The sequence below is a fragment of the Enterococcus wangshanyuanii genome, from assembly GCF_002197645.1.
GTDB classification, from domain to species: domain Bacteria; phylum Bacillota; class Bacilli; order Lactobacillales; family Enterococcaceae; genus Enterococcus_L; species Enterococcus_L wangshanyuanii.
This window is the reverse complement of sequence record NZ_CP021874.1, coordinates 242,959-259,466: the sequence shown is the minus strand read 5'-3', so window position 1 is coordinate 259,466 and position 16,508 is coordinate 242,959. Positions and strand designations below refer to the sequence as shown.

The following is a 16,508-nucleotide window of genomic DNA, read 5'->3' as shown; positions in this document are numbered from 1 at the left end:
TCTTTTTCCCCTTTTAACGAATTGCAGTTAGATTTTTTTCAACAACTTTTTCGTCATTGACACGTTCCACTTTTGCTCCAAGCTTTTGAAGTTTTTCATGGAATTTATAATAGCCACGGTCCAGATACTCCAAATGAGAAACACGAGTAATACCTTCTGCACGTAAACCAACTAAAATCAATGCAGCAGCTGCACGTAAATCAGTTGCTTCAACAGCAGCGCCTTGTAAATGCTGTGTTCCATTGATGATCGCAATATTTCCATCGATTTTTACGTCTGCGTTCATACGTTGCATTTCTTCCAGATGTTGGAAACGATTTTCAAAGACAGTTTCAGTGATCACACTTGAGCCATCTGCTACCATTTGCATCGCAGTCATTTGTGCTTGCATATCTGTTGGAAAACCTGGATGAGGTAAAGTTTTAACATCAGTTGGTTTGATCACTTTAGGACCAACAACTCGTAAACCGCCTCTTTCTTCACGGATCACAGCACCCATTTCAGTCAATTTAGAAATCAAAGGACGATTGTGTTCTGGAATAGCTTCTTCAATCAGCACATCGCCTTGAGTCATTGCCGCAGCTACCATGAAAGTACCTGCTTCAATACGGTCTTGGACGATCGAATGTTCAACAGCATGAAGTTTTTCAACGCCTTCGATACGCATCGTTTCAGTTCCAGCACCAATGATTTTCGCGCCCATCTTATTAAGGACATTCGCTAAATCAACGATTTCAGGTTCTCTAGCCACGTTTTCGATGATCGTTGTGCCTTTTGCTTTAACAGCAGCCATCATGATGTTTTGTGTTGCACCAACACTTGGAAAATCTAAATAAATCGTATTTCCTGTTAGTTCTTCCGCAATAGCTTCAATATATCCATTTTTCTGGATGATCGTCGCACCTAGTGCTTGAAAACCTTTCAAATGTAAATCGATTGGACGTTTACCGATGGCACAGCCACCAGGCATTGCTACTTTCGCATGCCCATTACGAGCCAATAATGGACCCATAACGACGATCGATGCTCTCATTTGACTAACATATTCATAATTTGCTTCGATGCCTAACGGTTGAGTCGCATCTATTTTAACTTGGTTTAATTCTTCATTGAAATCAATATCTACATTTAAATGTTTAATTACTTGGTTCATTGTAAATACATCAGAAAGAATCGGTACATTGTTTAATGTCGTTGTACCTTCTTCTGCTAATAGGGTCGCTGCTAAAATAGGTAATACTGCATTTTTAGCCCCTTCGATCTTCACAGTTCCTTTTAATTGGTTACCACCATGAACAATAATTTGTTCCATTTTGTTCCCCCCAAAAAAATTAGAATTGGACGTCTCGATCCAAAATCTTTTCTATTATACCACTATTTTATAAAAAATTGTACCTTTTCTTTTTATTCTTCATTTTTATTGGAAAAATACAATGAATAAATTCCGGCATAGCGCAATAAATTCTAAGAAAAATGAACTGACTGTATAACCGATCACAATTGAAAATAACACAATTAGCAAACGCACTTGATTCGTTAATTGCGCCTTAAAAAACTGCTCGATCCGAATAGACTGCATCGCCCAAAAACTTACATAAATAAACAGCATGTGACAAATGATCCGAATCAACGCATCGATTCCATAAAATTGCATAATATACTCCTTAAATTAAAAGCGGAATGAGCCCGCTTAGTCTCGACTAGAAAATAGGAAAACATGACTGAGGCGCTTTTGGCCTCATTCAGGTTTTATCTTTTTCTCGAGAGACTGGCTCATGCAGCTGGATAACGTAAATGATCAACACTTTCATGTGAAAGTCTTGTACTGTTCAACATCAACTCAATCATTTTCGTTGTGTTTCTCAGCAAATGATCAACACTTTCTTACGAAAGTCTTGTACTGTTCATCATCAACTCAAATACTCTCGTTGTGATTCTCAACAAAAGCGGAATGAACCTGCTTAATCTCGACCAGAAAATAGGAAAGCATGCCTGAGGGCTTTTACCTCACTCAGGTTTTATCTCTTTCTCGAGAGATATCGAACTTTTTCCCACAAAAAATGTTCATCACTAACTTTATTTTTTAATAATATGTATCTCTCTAACTAAGTAACATAAAACCAGTTTATCACAAATCAGCAAAAACAAAAAATAATGTTTCTTATTTTTTAATTAATTACTTTTTATCCTCAAAATTTATGTATAAATTTTATAAAAAAATGCTGGATCGAGAGACTCACTCTAAAATATACATTAGAGTAAGTGTCTCAATCCAGCCACCTTATTACGTATGTTTAGATACATTGATCCGATTGATTGCTCGATGTAGAGCAACTGTTGCTCGACGCAACTCATCTGTATTAGCATTTTCCTTCGCTTCTTGGATCATCCGTTCAGCACGCTGTTTTGCTCGCTCAGCACGGCTAACGTCAATGTCTCGTTCACGTTCCGCACTATCTGCGATGATCGAGATAACATCATCACGAACTTCCATGATACCGCCATTGACTGCGATCCAATCAACGTGAGTGTCGGAATCTGTTCTTTTCACACGAACCTCGTCTATCGCTAGAGGAACAATGATCGGCGCATGTTTTGGCAAAATACCGATCTCGCCATCCGTCGTTTTAGCCACAACGATCGTTGCTCGGTGATCATAAACTAAACCATTAGGAGTAACCACATTTACAGTTAAACAGTCCATCTGTGCTCCCTCCTTCTAGTAATTCAACGTTTTCGCTTTTTCAATGACGTCTTCGATCTTGCCGACGCTACGGAATGCTTCTTCTGGTAGATCATCATATTTTCCATCAAGAATTTCTCTAAATCCTCTAACTGTTTCAGCAACGGGAACATAAGAACCTGGCTGACCAGTGAACTGTTCTGCTACATTGAAGTTTTGTGATAAGAAAAATTGAATTCGGCGTGCACGCCCTACCAAGATTTTTTCTTGATCTGATAGTTCATCCATCCCTAAAATAGCGATGATATCTTGCAATTCACGGTAACGTTGCAGCACATGTTGTACTTCTGTCGCAACTGCATAATGCTCTTCTCCTACAACTTCTGGCGCTAAGGCACTAGATGAAGAAGCTAAAGGATCAACTGCAGGGTAAATTCCTTGCTCAGTCAAACGACGTTCTAAGTTGGTTGTTGCATCCAAATGAGCGAACGCAGTTGCTGGAGCCGGGTCAGTATAGTCATCGGCTGGCACATAAATCGCTTGGATAGATGTAATTGAACCTTTTTTAGTTGAGGTAATCCGCTCTTGCAGTTGCCCCATTTCAGTTGCTAGTGTTGGTTGATATCCTACAGCTGACGGCATCCGGCCTAACAAGGCAGACACTTCTGAACCCGCTTGTGTGAAACGGAAAATATTGTCGATAAACAACAATACATCTTGTCCTTCCACATCCCGGAAATACTCAGCAATCGTCAAACCAGTCAGTGCTACACGCATCCGCGCACCTGGCGGCTCGTTCATTTGTCCAAACACCATCGCGGTTTTTTCAATAACACCGGAATCCTTCATTTCAAAATAAAGGTCGTTCCCTTCACGAGTTCGTTCACCTACACCCGTAAATACTGAAATACCGCCATGTTCTTGGGCAATATTGTGAATCAATTCTTGGATCAAGACCGTTTTACCTACTCCAGCACCACCGAAAAGACCGACTTTACCACCTTTTAAATAAGGAGCCAATAAATCGATTACTTTGATCCCTGTTTCCAAAATTTCATTACTTGTACTAAGTTCATCAAAAGCAGGCGCTTTTTTATGAATGCCGCTTCGTTCTGCTTCTTCAGGAAATGGTGCTTCTAAATCGATGGTGTCACCTAAAACATTGAACACACGTCCTAATGTTTCTTTTCCTACGGGAACTGAAATGGGTTTACCTGTATCGATAACTTCCATTCCACGTTGTAGACCATCTGTTGATTCCATAGCGATCGAGCGGATAACGCCATCGCCCAATTCCAAAGCAACTTCTAATACAACTTTTTGTTTTTGTTCGCCGTTTTTATATACGACTAATGCATTATTGATATCTGGTAAGGATTGATCTAGTGAAAATTCCACGTCAACAACGGGACCAATAACTTCAACAATCTTTCCTGAACTCATGTCTTTTCCTCCGTTTCGTTTGTAGAGGTCATGAAACTATCGTTTAGGCGGGAGCAGTTGGAACACAAGATAATTAGCCATTTTTTTGGCTATTTAGCTTGTGTGAAACTGTCGAAGCGCCTGATAGTTTTATACCGTTTGTAGAGGTCACAAAACTATCGCTTTGGCGAAAGCAGTTGGAACGCAAGATAACTAGCCGCTTTCTGGCTATTTAGCTTGTGTGAAACTGTCGAAGCGCCTGATAGTTTTATACCGTTTATAGAGATAGTGTCTCATCCTACTTATTCTAGTGCTGCTGCACCAGCCACGATCTCTGTGATTTCTTGAGTGATTGCTCCTTGTCGAGCCCGGTTATATGAAATCGTTAAATCACTAATAATATTTTGAGCATTATCCGTTGCCGTTTTCATTGCAGTCATACCAGCAGCATGTTCCGCAGTTTTAGCATCGATAATAGCTCCATAAATCAAACTTTCCGCATACTGAGGCAATAAATTGTCAAGGATCGCTTCTTTTGAAGGTTCCAATATATATTCTTGCTCATAAGTTGTTGCTTCTTCCGGATCTAGATCTGAAATCGGCAGCATCTTTTCTACGCGAAATTGACTTGTCAGTGAATTGATGTGGTGATTATAACAAACATATAATTCATCAAAAACTTCATTTTCATACATTGATGTTGCTGCTGAAACGATTTTTCTGACCTCATCAAACGTTGGTTGATCAGTTAGTCCGCGCAATTCATACGCAACATTGATGCCGCGAGCCTTGAAAAAATCAGCTCCAGTTCCGCCAATTGCGATCAAAACAAATTCTTCTTGCGAGTCGTGATCATCACTCATCATCTTCATCGTTTGTTTTAAGATCGAACTATTGTAACCACCGACTAATCCTTTATCAGAGGTGATAACGATGTAGCCAGTCTTCTTCACTGGACGAGCTTTTAGCATCGCATGATAATTCAGCTCCGATGAATCTTCAGAATCAAAGTTGTCTAGATCATCAATATCATTCAACTGTGATGCAACAAGATGAGTAACGATCGAACGGATTTTGGACGCATATTCTTGAAAGCTTCTAGAAGCTGCTTCTGATTTCGTCAGCTTTGCCCCTGAAACCATCTGCATCGCGTTCGTGATTTGACTGGTTTTCTTAGTAGAAGCTATACGTTGTTTGATTTCATTTAATGAAGCACCCATTTCCTGTCACCTCTCTTATGCGTTTTGAATAGATTCAAGGGTATCTTTGGCCGTTGAACCTTCTGAATTGGCTGCGTTGAAGATTTCTTTGTATTCATTTATTGCAGCATCTAAATCTTTTGACTCAGGAAGGTCTTTGGTTGTTCGAATGGTTTCAAAAAGTTCTGGATGTTTGCCATCTAAATAATCAAATAATTCTGCTTCAAAATCTAAGATTTTAGCAACACTGATACTATCTAAAAATCCGCGAGTCAACGCGTATAGAATCACGACTTGTTTTTCCACGGCTAAAGGTGCATGTAATTTTTGTTTCAAGATTTCGACTGTTCGACGACCGCGGTTTAATTTTGCTTGTGTCGCCGCATCTAAATCAGAACCAAATTGAGTAAAGGCCTCTAATTCACGATAGCTAGCTAAATCTAAACGAAGTGTTCCGGCAACTTTTTTCATTGCTTTGATTTGTGCTGAACCACCAACACGTGAAACGGAAAGACCCGCATCTACGGCTGGACGAGTCCCGGCATAGAACAAATCGCTTTCTAAGAAGATTTGACCATCTGTGATCGAAATCACGTTTGTCGGAATATAAGCAGAGATATCTCCCGCTTGTGTTTCTACAAACGGTAATGCAGTCATCGAACCGCCGCCTAATTCATCACTTAATTTAGCTGCACGTTCTAGCAAACGTGAATGTAGATAGAACACATCCCCAGGATAAGCTTCCCGACCTGGCGGACGGCGTAACAGTAAAGAAAGTTCACGGTAAGCAACCGCTTGTTTAGACAAATCATCAAAAATGATCAACACATGCTTGCCGTTGTACATAAATTCTTCACCCATAGCAGCTCCCGCATATGGTGCGATATACAATAATGGCGCTGGTTGAGAAGCACCTGCTGTAACAACGATCGTATAATCTAATGCACCAAATTTTCTCAAGGTTTCGACTTGGTTACGTACGGTAGATTCTTTTTGACCGATCGCAACATAGATACAGATAACATCTTGACCCTTTTGGTTGATGATCGTATCGATCGCAATCGATGTTTTCCCTGTTTTACGGTCACCAATGACTAACTCACGTTGACCGCGGCCGATTGGTACAAGGGCATCGATCGCTTTTAGCCCTGTCTGCATTGGCTCATTAACTGATTTTCTTTGCATAACGCCTGGCGCTGCTGCTTCAACAGGACGTGTTTTATCTGTTTTGATTTCACCCAACCCATCGATTGGTTGACCTAAAGGATTAACGACACGACCGATCATAGCTTCTCCAACAGGAACTTCCATGATTTTTCCAGTACGTGTTACTTTATCCCCTTCACGAATGGTTTCAAAATCGCCTAGAATAATGATACCGACATCATTTGTTTCCAAGTTTTGCGCCATTCCGTATGAGCCATTAGAAAATTCAACTAATTCTCCGCTCATCGCATTTTCTAAGCCGTGTGCACGGGCAATCCCATCACCGACATATGTGACAGTCCCAACTTCTTCAACTGCTAATTCTTGTTGATAATTCTTGATTTGTTCCTTAATCAAGGCACTGATTTCTTCTGCTTTGATAGCCATTCAATTCACCTCTTTATTGTGCTGAACGTTATTTTACTAACAATTCTTGGATTCGTTCTAGTTGCTTTTGGATACTGCCATCTATTACTTTATGATTCGCTTCAATAACGACACCGCCAATGATTGCCGGCTCGATCAGATTGATCAGATTTGCTTGTTCGTAGCCTAAAAGTGCTGCAGCTTTTTCTTCCATCCGTTGATGTTGTTCTTTTGATAAAGGAACAGCCGTTAATACGGTTCCAAGTAAAAGACTCTTATGCTCATCATATCTACGTTCATACTCATCGATCATCAATAACAGATCATTCATACGCGAGTAATTATAGACCACGTACAAAAAGTTTTTCATCGTCCCATCAAATCCGCGGATCAACTGATTCATGATCTCATCTTTTTCATAAGGTTCAAGACGAGCATCGCTTAAAATCTCACCTAAATCAGGAACTTCATGGAAAATTTCTCTTAACGTTAGTAAATCATGATAAACTTCATCGGCTTCTTGCTTTTCAATTGCCAACTCGAACAAAGCTTTGCCGTAACGTTTACCTACTGTATATTTATCTAACTTCATCTGACTTACCTAAGCCTTCAATATAAGAATCGATCAATGCTTCATGAGCATCTGGCGTCAATTCTCTATTTAAAATTTTCTCTGCAATTTGTAAAGATAGGCTCGCTACTTCATCTTTTACAGAAGCTAATGCTTCATCATGTTCTTGAGAAATATCTTGACGTGCTTTTTCTCTTAAACGTGACACTTCATTATTCGTTTCTGTTAAGATTTTTTGGCGGTTCTGATCTCCACTCTCTTTCGCATCTTTGATGATTTCTGCTGCTTCAGATTTAGAAGAAAGTAATTTTGCATGACGTTCTTCTTCCATCTTAGCTGCTGCTAGTCGAGATTGTTCTGCAGAATCTAAATCGTTGGCAATTTTATCTTCACGTTTTTTCAACATTTCGCTGATTGCTTCCCAGGCAAACTTCTTGATCAGAAGCATCAAAATAAGGAAAGCGCCACTTACGACGATCATGGTTCCAAGTGTTGTACTTGGAGTCGCTTCGCCGATAACTAAATGATCTAGCATGAAGTATCAACTTCCTTTCTCTGCAATTCTCGGTGGTGATTGTGTTTTACTTTAAACTGATTCATATTTTCTCATATAGATCGACTTGTCTACGATGATCGATGAATCATTTATTGTTAGTGAGTATTTATTACTTGTTTACTTTTGGCAAATTAAAAAGGTTTAGAATTTTTTAACTATGATTAATGAACAAACGTTGTTTGCCATTCATTCCAACTGCCAATGGTTTCTAGTAACTGATTCACTTGTAATATTTGCTGTTAATTATTCTTTTATTGATATAGCTAACGATGAGTTTTCTGTTGGTGCTACTTAACATCCGCTCTGGCTTTGGTAACCACAGTGATTCCTAGTTTGGTCACTTCGCTCACCTTCGTTCGTCAAGTACTGCTCATCATCAGCTCTGCCTCTGGCAATCACTGTGTTTCCTAGTTTGGTCACTTCGCTCACCTTCGTTCGCCAAGTACTGCTCAACATCAGCTCTGCTTTTAGCAATCGCTGTGTTTCGCAGCAAAGAAAGCAGCACGCATTCTCTCAAACTTTGTGCGCCCTGCCTTCTAAGAAATTATTTGAACACTAATAACAATGCAATAACTACACCTAGAATTGGAACCGCCTCGATCAAAGCTACCCCGATAAACATTGTTGTTCTTAATTGGCCAGCCATTTCTGGTTGGCGTGTCATTGATTCAAGTGTTTTAGAGATAACCTTTCCGTTACCATATGCTGCCCCGATTGCTGCTCCGAAAACTGCGATTGCAGCTGCGATATAATTTAATCCATCCATGTTGTTTTCCTCCTAAAATGATTGTTTTTATTATTTATTCTTCGACTTCAACTTTATGAGCCATGTAAACCATTGATAATGTTACAAAGATAAATGCTTGGATCGCTCCGATAAATATTGAGAATGCCAGCCAGATCATTTCTAACGGTATCGCTAGCGGAATTGCCCACAGACCTGTGCTTGAAACAATACTTGCGATCAATCCCAGTAAAACTTCTCCGGCAAAAATATTACCATATAGACGTAATGCCAATGTTAGTAAGTTCGTAAATTCTTCCATGATCTTGATCGGCATCAAAAATGCTACCGGGCTTAAAAAGCTATTTTTAAAATAACCTTTTAGTCCAAATCGACTCACACTAAAGAAATGCGTCAATACGATCATGATCAATGCTAGTGTCAAGGTAACTAATGGATCGGCCGTTGGGCTCTTCCAATACGTATAATCACCGATCACAACTTTTGTCACCAGGCCAATAATATTGGCAACTAAGACAAACATAAACATTGTAAATGAAAGTAGGTGAAAATTCGATACTTCTTTACTTGGCATATTGTCGGTAATGATCCCCCGAACAAAATCAATGAGATACTCAATCACATTTTGCTTGCCTTTTGGTTTCATTTGAAGATTTCTTGTACAGAAATAAACGATCCCAAAGACAATGACACATGTCAACAGTACCATTAAACAAATGGTGCCATCAAACCAAATCGGCCCAATTTTGAAGAGTAGTGTCTTCTCTTCCAACTTATTTCACCTCTTTTCCAACAAACCTTGTAAGAAGCATCAAGTGCTTCTCGTTTTAATCACACGTATCATACCACCATCGATGAATAATATCAAAAAAAATCTATGAAAATAAGACACATCTTTTGATCTGACAAAAGATTAAAAGAATAGGGTCTTAATGGTATCTGACGGCATGAAGACGAGTTACTGAAAAAACGATGAAAACTCATCAGTGCCCTTACACTCTATCAAATTTTTCGCATAAGATAAAGCAAAGAAATGAAATATGCGAAAAAGAATAAAATAACCACTTAAAAGCACTTTTTTCATCAAAAAACAACAAAAAATTTAATCATTTATCGCAAATTATTTTTTAATGTACGATCGATTTCGCGATTGATTTCTTTGCGTTTCAAGTCTTCTCGTTTGTCATATTGTTTTTTCCCTTTAGCCAGCCCGATCAAGACTTTCGCATAGCCGTTTCGAATGTAAACTTTTAAAGGAATAATTGTGATTCCTGTGTTTTTCGTTTCCGTCATTAATTTTGCGATTTGCTTTTTATGCAATAACAGTTTTCTAGTGCGCAAAGGATCATGATTAAAAATATTTCCCTGCTCATACGGACTGATGTGTACATTGAGTAGGTAGGCTTCGCCGTTTCTGATACGTACAAACCCATCTTTTAAATTGATACGGCTATTACGAATCGACTTGATTTCTGTTCCTTGTAAAACCATTCCTGCTTCCATTGTATCAACAACAGTATAGTCATGCCTAGCTTTTCGATTTTGGGCAATCAATTTGCCTTCTCCTTTTGGCATAGCTGTACCTCCAATTTCTATTTTTTCTTCGGTTTCTTCCCTTTGCCTTTTTTCTTGGCAACTTCTTTATAGAAAGGCTTTTTACCTTTTTTCTTGTTTTTCTTTTGAGTAAACGGCTTCTTGTCACGACCGCGTTCCCGATTTTTACGATCATCACGTCGTTTACGTCCATCTTGACGTTTTTGTTGCTTCGGCGCTTCAATTCGTTCAACTTCTTCCGCTTCTAAGAACTCAAAATCGATTTCCCTTGTTTCGGGATCAGCCTTATCGACTTTGACTTTGACTTTTTGACCGATTTTCAGTGTCATACCCGTACGTTCACCCACAAGAGCCATATGATTCTCGATATAATGGAAATAATCCTGCTTCAAATTGTTGACATGGATCAATCCTTCGATCGTATTCGGCAATTCTACAAAAAGACCAAAACGAGTGACAGAACTGATTACACCGACATATTCTTCACCGATCTTATCAGCCATAAACTCGGCTTTCTTCATTGCATCGACTTCGCGTTCCGCTTCAACTGCACGTCGCTCCATCTTTGAACTATGGTCTGCGATATCAGGTAAATGTTGTTCCCATTTTTCTTTTAGTTTTTCAGAAACATTTCCTTCATAACTGCGGATCAAACGATGAACGATCAAATCTGGATATCGTCTGATCGGTGACGTAAAATGCGTATAATATTCGGCGGCTAGACCATAGTGTCCATAATTATCCTCAGAGTAACGCGCTTGCTGCATACTGCGCAACAGCATTGTATTGATGACTGCTTCTTCAGGTTTATCAGCCACTTGCTCTAATACTCTTTGAAGATCCTTTGGTGTGATATCTGTTTTTGTTCCCTTAACTAAAATTCCTAAGACTGCTGCAAAATCGAAGAATCGTTGCATCTTTTCTTCTTTCGGCTGTTCATGGATCCGATAAATGAATGGTAATTTAAGATCATGGTAGTGCTTCGCCACTGTTTCATTAGCAGCCAGCATGAAGGACTCGATCAAACGTTCACCAACACCACGTGTTCGCAATAAGATGTCTTGTGGATGACCTTGCCCGTCAACCAATACCTTAGCTTCACGATCTTCAAATGAAATCGCTCCTCGTGTCTCCCGCATTTGTTCAAGTATTTGGTGAAGTTCACCCATTTCCTTAAACATAGGAACTAACTCTTTGTAGCGCTCCATTGTTTCAGGATTTTGTTCCTCTAAAATCTCATTGACTGATGTATAGGTCATGCGCTCTGTCGTTTGGATCACACTTTGAAAAATATCATGTTTGACTACATGACCTTCAGGCGTGATCTCCATTTCACAACTCATCGTTAGACGAGGAACATGGGGATTCAACGAACAAATCCCATTGGATAATCGTTGAGGAATCATCGGTACTACACGATCTGTCAAATAAACACTTGTACCGCGCTCATACGCTTCAATATCCAATTCGCTACCTTCCGTCACGTAGTAAGAAACATCAGCGATATGCACACCTAAGAAATAGTTGCCATTCTCTAATTTACGAACCGTTACCGCATCATCTAAATCTTTAGCATCTTCTCCATCGATCGTCACGATCATTTGATCACGTAAATCTCTGCGGCCTTTGATATCTTCTTCCGAAATAGCATCTGGTACTTTGTCAGCTTCATCAATAACGGTATCTGGAAAGCTTGTCGGAATTCCATGAGCAACAACGATCGATAAAATATCCATGCCTGGATCATTTTTATGGCCAACGACTTTTTTGACCAATCCTTCCAAGCTTCTTGGATACTCTTTCTCAGGATAGTGCGTCACTTCAACGATCACGATGCTGCCATCAACAGGTTTGATGCCTTGGGCCGCAACATTAAAGGTTAGCCCTGTCATCTTTTTATCCTTTGGAATTGCATAGCCATAGAGATCCGTTTCGCTGACTTCCTTCTCATCATAAGCGATAAATTCGCCTACAACTTGAGTGATTGCTCTTGTTCTGATTTCGACGATTTTGCCTTCTGCTCCGCGATCAGAAAATGGATCAGCTGCTTGAACAATATCGATCGCTACAATGTCCCCATCCATTGCAAAATTGACTGCTTCTTTCGGAATATAGACATCTGCTTCTTCCGGATCGATCGTCACAAAACCAAAGCCGCGTTCATTCGCACGAAAAACACCTTCGACTGTTACATCCTTTTGCGGCAACTTGATTTTGCCTTTTTTGGTAAATTCTACGGATTTTTCCCGTTCCATTGCTGCGACTGTTTGAACCAGCAGCTTAAAATCTGCACTTTTTTGTAGCTTAAGTCCCTCCGCAATTTCTTCCATAGAAAAGCTTTTCTTGCTATGATTTTCCATGAAAAACAGGATTTTCTCCTTGATTGTTTGTTTTGTCATTCGTTCTCCTCATTCCAAGACAATGTGTTTAAAAATGCTGCCACGTCTTGTTCTAATTGTTTATGTTCTGGCCCAACCGTTACAGCATGTCCACCGTTTGGGTACCAGTTTAATGTAAATCGTGTTTGTGTGAGTGCTTTAGCGCTTTGATAGACGCCTGTCGCATCGATCATTTCATCATTACCAGCTTGAGCCATAAAAAATGGCACCTGTACTTGATTCAATTTTTCAGCTGTTTTAGTGGAAAACTGTTCAATATCTGCTAACTGTTCGTGAGAGTCAGCCTTGATGTTGGTTAAGCGGTCGATGCGCTCATCTTCTGGAACACCGGCAACTTTTAGCACTTGCTCTGCATACAAAGCGAAATTTTCAGGTACATTGTTTTTGACAGGAAAAATTGGTGAGCAGAAAAAGCCTCCGCCGATGATACCTTCTGATCGATCAGCTAATGCAGCTGTCGCAAAAATCCCGCCCATTGAAAGGCCAAAAACAGCGATTTGCGAATAGCCTTTTTCTTTTAAAAATTGAAGAGCATTTATTGTGTCCTGCTGCCAATCTGCTGTTGTTTTTTCCAAAATATTTTCAGGATCAAACGTTGCATGACCTGAAAAATTCGGTGAGTACACCGTGTAATTTTCTTTTTCTAAATAACGACTAAGCATGCGCATGTCATTGCTGCTTCCTGAATATGCGTGCAATAGAAGAACTGCACGAGGACCATTTTCGGTAAATAATGGTTTAGGTAGATTTGTTATTTTCATTCTCTGATTCACCTCATCCTCATTTTAGCACATTATCGACTGAAAACCTTATGAAAAGAAAGGTCTCTGACTTTTTTCCTTTGCTTTTTAAGGATATAAAAAAGTCCCTCAGTAAATGAGGGACTTCAAAGGTCTTACTTTGATGATAATAATACTAAGACAAATAATAGTAACATCCAAACAGCGCCAATCACTGCTGTCGCTCTTTGCATCACAGCTTCAAAACCACGAGCTTTTTGTTTGCCGAAAAGTTTATCTGCTCCACCTGTAAAGGCACTTGCTGCGCTATTTTGTTTGCTTGGTTGCATCATTACAGCAATGACCATCACTACTGACAAAATGACCACAAGTGTTAAAATAAAATTATACATAGTTTAATTCTCCCTTATTCACAAAATACATCTATTATACTTTAGCATAATTCTTTTTTAAATACTAGTTAAAATTGAAAAATGCTCTGTCTTTTTGTCGGAAAAAAATCTAGGAGACCACTCAGTGAGTTGCATCCTAAACTTTTAATCTTGATGAATCCTAAACATCAGAAGAACTCTTATTTTTTATTACGCTCTTAAGACATCTTTATATTCCGGCTTTGTATCAAATTCTTTTTTTGCAAATGGACATAAGGGAATAATTTTCTTCCCTTCACGGCGTGCCTTTTCTACTCCTTGATATACCAGTTTTTCAGCCAGCTTTTGACCTCTATATGCTGGATCGACAAATGTGTGGTCAATGATCATCATTTCAGTACCGGCATCCGACCAAGTCATTTCGCCAATTTCTTGGTTTTCATCATTATATAAAGCAAAACGTCCTGTTTCTTCTTTGATTTCCATCCTTATTTTCCATCCTTTCGAATATACTTTAATGCACCACTTGGGCAAGTATTGATTACCTGAATATCATCTTCTACGCCGCCGTTATCAGCAATGATCCAAGGACGACGACCTACTTCAAAAACATCGGGATTGCCGCGAACACAATTACCAATGTGAGCACAAATATCCTTACTATAGTAAATATCTAGTTTTTCTCCCGAGTATTTACGATACCCCTTATCTAAAAGCATTTCTTCTGTTACCTTTTTTCCATCGATCTTACTACCGTTCATCTTTGTTCCTCCTCATCTAACAAGCACTACTGACATTTGATAACAGTCTATTCAAGTCTTGTTACTGAAATTAGATAACACGCTTTATCTATAGCTATATTTTAACAACTTAAAACGTGCAAGGCAACTAATCATTCCTAACTCAATCATTTCTCGCTCTTAATGAGGAAAGTATCGACACCGTATCTACCACTTCCTGCAATACTGCCCCAAATAAGGCTGGAATCACACCAGTACTAGCAATCAGCATCAAAATTGTACAAATAGCAATACCGATCAATACAGATTGCTTTGCAATTTTCATTGTATCTTTTGATATTTTAACAGCCTTACTGACCTTTTCTAAATCATCTTTTAAAATAACCGCATCCGCTGTCTCACTTGCAGCACTTGACCCATGAGCTCCCATAGCGATTCCGATATCCGCTACGGCTAATGAAGGTGCATCATTGACACCATCACCTACCATGATCACCGGGCGGCTGGATTCTGGTAGTCTTTTCAGTACCTCAATTTTATCTTGCGGTAAACACTCTGAGTGAACTTCTGTAATGCCGACTTCTGACGCGATCTCTTCGGCAATTTTCTGATGATCTCCAGTCAACATCAATAAATGACTGATTTGAAGCTTTCGAAGTTGGCTCATCGTTTGCTTAGCTTCTGGTCTAACACTATCAGTAAAGGTAATATACCCTAAATAGTGGTCATCCTTAGAAACGTAGACGGCCGTTTGCTCGGGGATATCCTCTATTATATCATTTGTTACAAAAGACGGCTTCCCCACAAGAATCGTGTTTCCTTCAATAACAGCCTTAACACCAGCACCCGTTGTTTCCTCAAGACTTGAAACTTTTTTCAAGCTGTGATTCTTTGATGCATACTTAACAAGCGATCGTGCTAAAATATGACTTGATTCTTGTTCAGCACTTGCTGCTAAAACAAGTAATTCATCCTCGGCAGTAGAACTTAAAGCAACAACTTGCGCGACAGAAAGTTCTCCTTTAGTGATCGTTCCTGTTTTATCAAAGGCGACTGTCTTTGCATCAGCTATTTTTTCTATAGAGGTTCCCGTTTTTATGACGATTCCATTTCTGCTAGAACGGTTCATCCCGGCTACTAAAGCAATCGGAGCAACTAAAATCAACGGACATGGTGAGGCAACAACCAGCACTTCTGCAAATCTAGTTGGATCCTTTGAAAAAAACCAGGCAGCTCCGGCAATCACGTAAGCAGCAATGGTAAACGGCACTGCGTAACGATCGGCCATCCGAACAAAATGCGCAGGTTGCGTTTGAGATTCTTTCACCAATTTCACGATCATTTGGTATTGACTATCTGCAGCGGTCTTTTCCGCCTGAATCGTCAAAGAGCTTTCTCCATTGATAGAACCGGACATTACAGAATCCCCGAGGCTTTTATTTACCGGGCGTGACTCCCCCGTCAAAGAAGCCTCATCCACTGCAGACTCTCCACTTAAGATTTTCCCATCAACTGGAATGATTTCTCCTGGTTTTACGACTAGCTGATCACCAATTTCAATCTGTTCAACACGTATATCGGATAAAGAATCATTAAGCAGACGATGGGCTATTTGAGGAGAATGATCCAGCAAGGACTTCAATTCTTTATTCGCCCGCTTCGCTGCATAATCTTCTAAGGAATCTCCACCGGTCAACATGATCAGAATCATCAAGCTGGCCCAATATTCACCGACAGCTAACGTAGCGACGATTGCTGTGATAGCTAGTATATCTACTCCATAACGCCCGGACTTTAGTGTGCGGATCATTTCCATCAGCATTGAACATGCCATCATAGAACCTGTGATCAAAATAATGCCAAATGCAAATAAAGGTTGATGAAAAATAAATTCAAATAATAAAGCCAGTATTCCGGTGCTGACCGTAATGAGTAGTTTAGTCAAATGTTTCATTG

18 protein-coding genes are annotated in these 16,508 nt (G+C 39.6%); all 18 read right to left on the bottom strand.

Translation table 11 applies throughout. The features are described from left to right. Window positions 1–13 precede the first annotated feature (13 nt). The 18 genes from murA to CC204_RS01150 all read right to left on the bottom strand — a co-directional run bounded on the left by murA (window position 14) and on the right by CC204_RS01150 (window position 16,506). Window positions 14–1,312 (bottom strand): UDP-N-acetylglucosamine 1-carboxyvinyltransferase, encoded by a 1,299-nt coding sequence (murA, locus tag CC204_RS01230; RefSeq protein ID WP_088268441.1) that lies wholly within the window; start codon window positions 1,310–1,312, stop codon window positions 14–16. Window positions 1,313–1,417: 105 nt separating this feature from the next. Next, on the bottom strand, window positions 1,418–1,654 hold the full coding sequence (locus tag CC204_RS01225; RefSeq protein WP_088268440.1) for a DUF1146 family protein: 237 nt from the start codon (window positions 1,652–1,654) through the stop codon (window positions 1,418–1,420). Window positions 1,655–2,284: 630 nt separating this feature from the next. Continuing rightward, window positions 2,285–2,704 (bottom strand): F0F1 ATP synthase subunit epsilon, encoded by a 420-nt coding sequence (locus CC204_RS01220; protein WP_087639748.1) that lies wholly within the window; start codon window positions 2,702–2,704, stop codon window positions 2,285–2,287. Between the two features lie 15 nt (window positions 2,705–2,719). Further along, the gene (atpD, locus tag CC204_RS01215) at window positions 2,720–4,126 is read right to left on the bottom strand and encodes a F0F1 ATP synthase subunit beta (protein WP_087639747.1); all 1,407 of its coding nucleotides are present in this window, start codon (window positions 4,124–4,126) and stop codon (window positions 2,720–2,722) included. A gap of 281 nt (window positions 4,127–4,407) precedes the next feature. Continuing rightward, window positions 4,408–5,325, bottom strand: a complete 918-nt coding sequence (locus CC204_RS01210) for a F0F1 ATP synthase subunit gamma (RefSeq protein WP_088268439.1) — start codon at window positions 5,323–5,325, stop codon at window positions 4,408–4,410. A gap of 15 nt (window positions 5,326–5,340) precedes the next feature. Next, complete coding sequence (gene atpA, locus CC204_RS01205; protein ID WP_088268438.1) at window positions 5,341–6,897, bottom strand: F0F1 ATP synthase subunit alpha; 1,557 nt, start codon at window positions 6,895–6,897, stop codon at window positions 5,341–5,343. Between the two features lie 28 nt (window positions 6,898–6,925). After that, window positions 6,926–7,468: an ATP synthase F1 subunit delta gene (atpH, locus tag CC204_RS01200; RefSeq protein WP_088268437.1), complete on the bottom strand. Its 543-nt coding sequence runs from the start codon at window positions 7,466–7,468 to the stop codon at window positions 6,926–6,928. After that, window positions 7,455–7,982 carry a F0F1 ATP synthase subunit B gene (gene atpF / locus CC204_RS01195; protein ID WP_088268436.1) on the bottom strand — a complete coding sequence of 176 codons (528 nt, stop codon included), beginning with the start codon at window positions 7,980–7,982 and terminating at the stop codon, window positions 7,455–7,457. The genes atpH and atpF overlap by 14 nt, the downstream gene beginning before the upstream one ends. Window positions 7,983–8,294: 312 nt before the next feature. Next, on the bottom strand, window positions 8,295–8,423 hold the full coding sequence (locus tag CC204_RS21685) for a hypothetical protein (RefSeq protein WP_257790122.1): 129 nt from the start codon (window positions 8,421–8,423) through the stop codon (window positions 8,295–8,297). Between the two features lie 124 nt (window positions 8,424–8,547). Continuing rightward, a complete protein-coding gene (gene atpE / locus CC204_RS01190; RefSeq protein WP_086331600.1) occupies window positions 8,548–8,769 on the bottom strand; it encodes a F0F1 ATP synthase subunit C in 222 nt (73 codons plus the stop codon). Window positions 8,770–8,803: 34 nt separating this feature from the next. Beyond that, on the bottom strand, window positions 8,804–9,520 hold the full coding sequence (gene atpB / locus CC204_RS01185; protein WP_069664116.1) for a F0F1 ATP synthase subunit A: 717 nt from the start codon (window positions 9,518–9,520) through the stop codon (window positions 8,804–8,806). 338 nt (window positions 9,521–9,858) lie between these two features. Continuing rightward, on the bottom strand, window positions 9,859–10,323 hold the full coding sequence (gene smpB / locus CC204_RS01180) for an SsrA-binding protein SmpB (protein WP_088268435.1): 465 nt from the start codon (window positions 10,321–10,323) through the stop codon (window positions 9,859–9,861). 17 nt (window positions 10,324–10,340) lie between these two features. After that, complete coding sequence (gene rnr, locus CC204_RS01175; protein WP_088268434.1) at window positions 10,341–12,701, bottom strand: ribonuclease R; 2,361 nt, start codon at window positions 12,699–12,701, stop codon at window positions 10,341–10,343. After that, the gene (locus tag CC204_RS01170) at window positions 12,698–13,462 is read right to left on the bottom strand and encodes an alpha/beta hydrolase (protein WP_088268433.1); all 765 of its coding nucleotides are present in this window, start codon (window positions 13,460–13,462) and stop codon (window positions 12,698–12,700) included. Before CC204_RS01170 ends, rnr begins: the two co-directional genes overlap by 4 nt. Before the next feature lie 134 nt (window positions 13,463–13,596). Continuing rightward, window positions 13,597–13,833, bottom strand: a complete 237-nt coding sequence (gene secG, locus CC204_RS01165) for a preprotein translocase subunit SecG (protein WP_087639739.1) — start codon at window positions 13,831–13,833, stop codon at window positions 13,597–13,599. Window positions 13,834–14,022: 189 nt separating this feature from the next. Next, the gene (locus CC204_RS01160) at window positions 14,023–14,298 is read right to left on the bottom strand and encodes a GNAT family N-acetyltransferase (RefSeq protein WP_087639738.1); all 276 of its coding nucleotides are present in this window, start codon (window positions 14,296–14,298) and stop codon (window positions 14,023–14,025) included. A 2-nt stretch (window positions 14,299–14,300) separates the two neighbouring features. Further along, window positions 14,301–14,573 carry a (4Fe-4S)-binding protein gene (locus CC204_RS01155; protein WP_088268432.1) on the bottom strand — a complete coding sequence of 91 codons (273 nt, stop codon included), beginning with the start codon at window positions 14,571–14,573 and terminating at the stop codon, window positions 14,301–14,303. A gap of 142 nt (window positions 14,574–14,715) precedes the next feature. Next, window positions 14,716–16,506, bottom strand: coding sequence for a heavy metal translocating P-type ATPase (locus CC204_RS01150; RefSeq protein WP_088268431.1), 1,791 nt, complete (start codon window positions 16,504–16,506; stop codon window positions 14,716–14,718). Between the last annotated feature and the right edge of the window lie 2 nt (window positions 16,507–16,508).

Bases quoted from the DNA above. Each gene is read 5' to 3' on its own strand.
- murA (WP_088268441.1), bottom strand. From the start codon at position 1,312: ATGGAACAAATTATTGTTCATGGTGGTAACCAATTAAAAGGAACTGTG.
- CC204_RS01225 (WP_088268440.1), bottom strand. From the start codon at position 1,654: ATGCAATTTTATGGAATCGATGCGTTGATTCGGATCATTTGTCACATG.
- CC204_RS01220 (WP_087639748.1), bottom strand. From the start codon at position 2,704: ATGGACTGTTTAACTGTAAATGTGGTTACTCCTAATGGTTTAGTTTAT.
- atpD (WP_087639747.1), bottom strand. From the start codon at position 4,126: ATGAGTTCAGGAAAGATTGTTGAAGTTATTGGTCCCGTTGTTGACGTG.
- CC204_RS01210 (WP_088268439.1), bottom strand. From the start codon at position 5,325: ATGGGTGCTTCATTAAATGAAATCAAACAACGTATAGCTTCTACTAAG.
- atpA (WP_088268438.1), bottom strand. From the start codon at position 6,897: ATGGCTATCAAAGCAGAAGAAATCAGTGCCTTGATTAAGGAACAAATC.
- atpH (WP_088268437.1), bottom strand. From the start codon at position 7,468: ATGAAGTTAGATAAATATACAGTAGGTAAACGTTACGGCAAAGCTTTG.
- atpF (WP_088268436.1), bottom strand. From the start codon at position 7,982: ATGCTAGATCATTTAGTTATCGGCGAAGCGACTCCAAGTACAACACTT.
- atpE (WP_086331600.1), bottom strand. From the start codon at position 8,769: ATGGATGGATTAAATTATATCGCAGCTGCAATCGCAGTTTTCGGAGCA.
- smpB (WP_088268435.1), bottom strand. From the start codon at position 10,323: ATGCCAAAAGGAGAAGGCAAATTGATTGCCCAAAATCGAAAAGCTAGG.
- rnr (WP_088268434.1), bottom strand. From the start codon at position 12,701: ATGACAAAACAAACAATCAAGGAGAAAATCCTGTTTTTCATGGAAAAT.
- CC204_RS01170 (WP_088268433.1), bottom strand. From the start codon at position 13,462: ATGAAAATAACAAATCTACCTAAACCATTATTTACCGAAAATGGTCCT.
- secG (WP_087639739.1), bottom strand. From the start codon at position 13,833: ATGTATAATTTTATTTTAACACTTGTGGTCATTTTGTCAGTAGTGATG.
- CC204_RS01160 (WP_087639738.1), bottom strand. From the start codon at position 14,298: ATGGAAATCAAAGAAGAAACAGGACGTTTTGCTTTATATAATGATGAA.
- CC204_RS01155 (WP_088268432.1), bottom strand. From the start codon at position 14,573: ATGAACGGTAGTAAGATCGATGGAAAAAAGGTAACAGAAGAAATGCTT.
- CC204_RS01150 (WP_088268431.1), bottom strand. From the start codon at position 16,506: ATGAAACATTTGACTAAACTACTCATTACGGTCAGCACCGGAATACTG.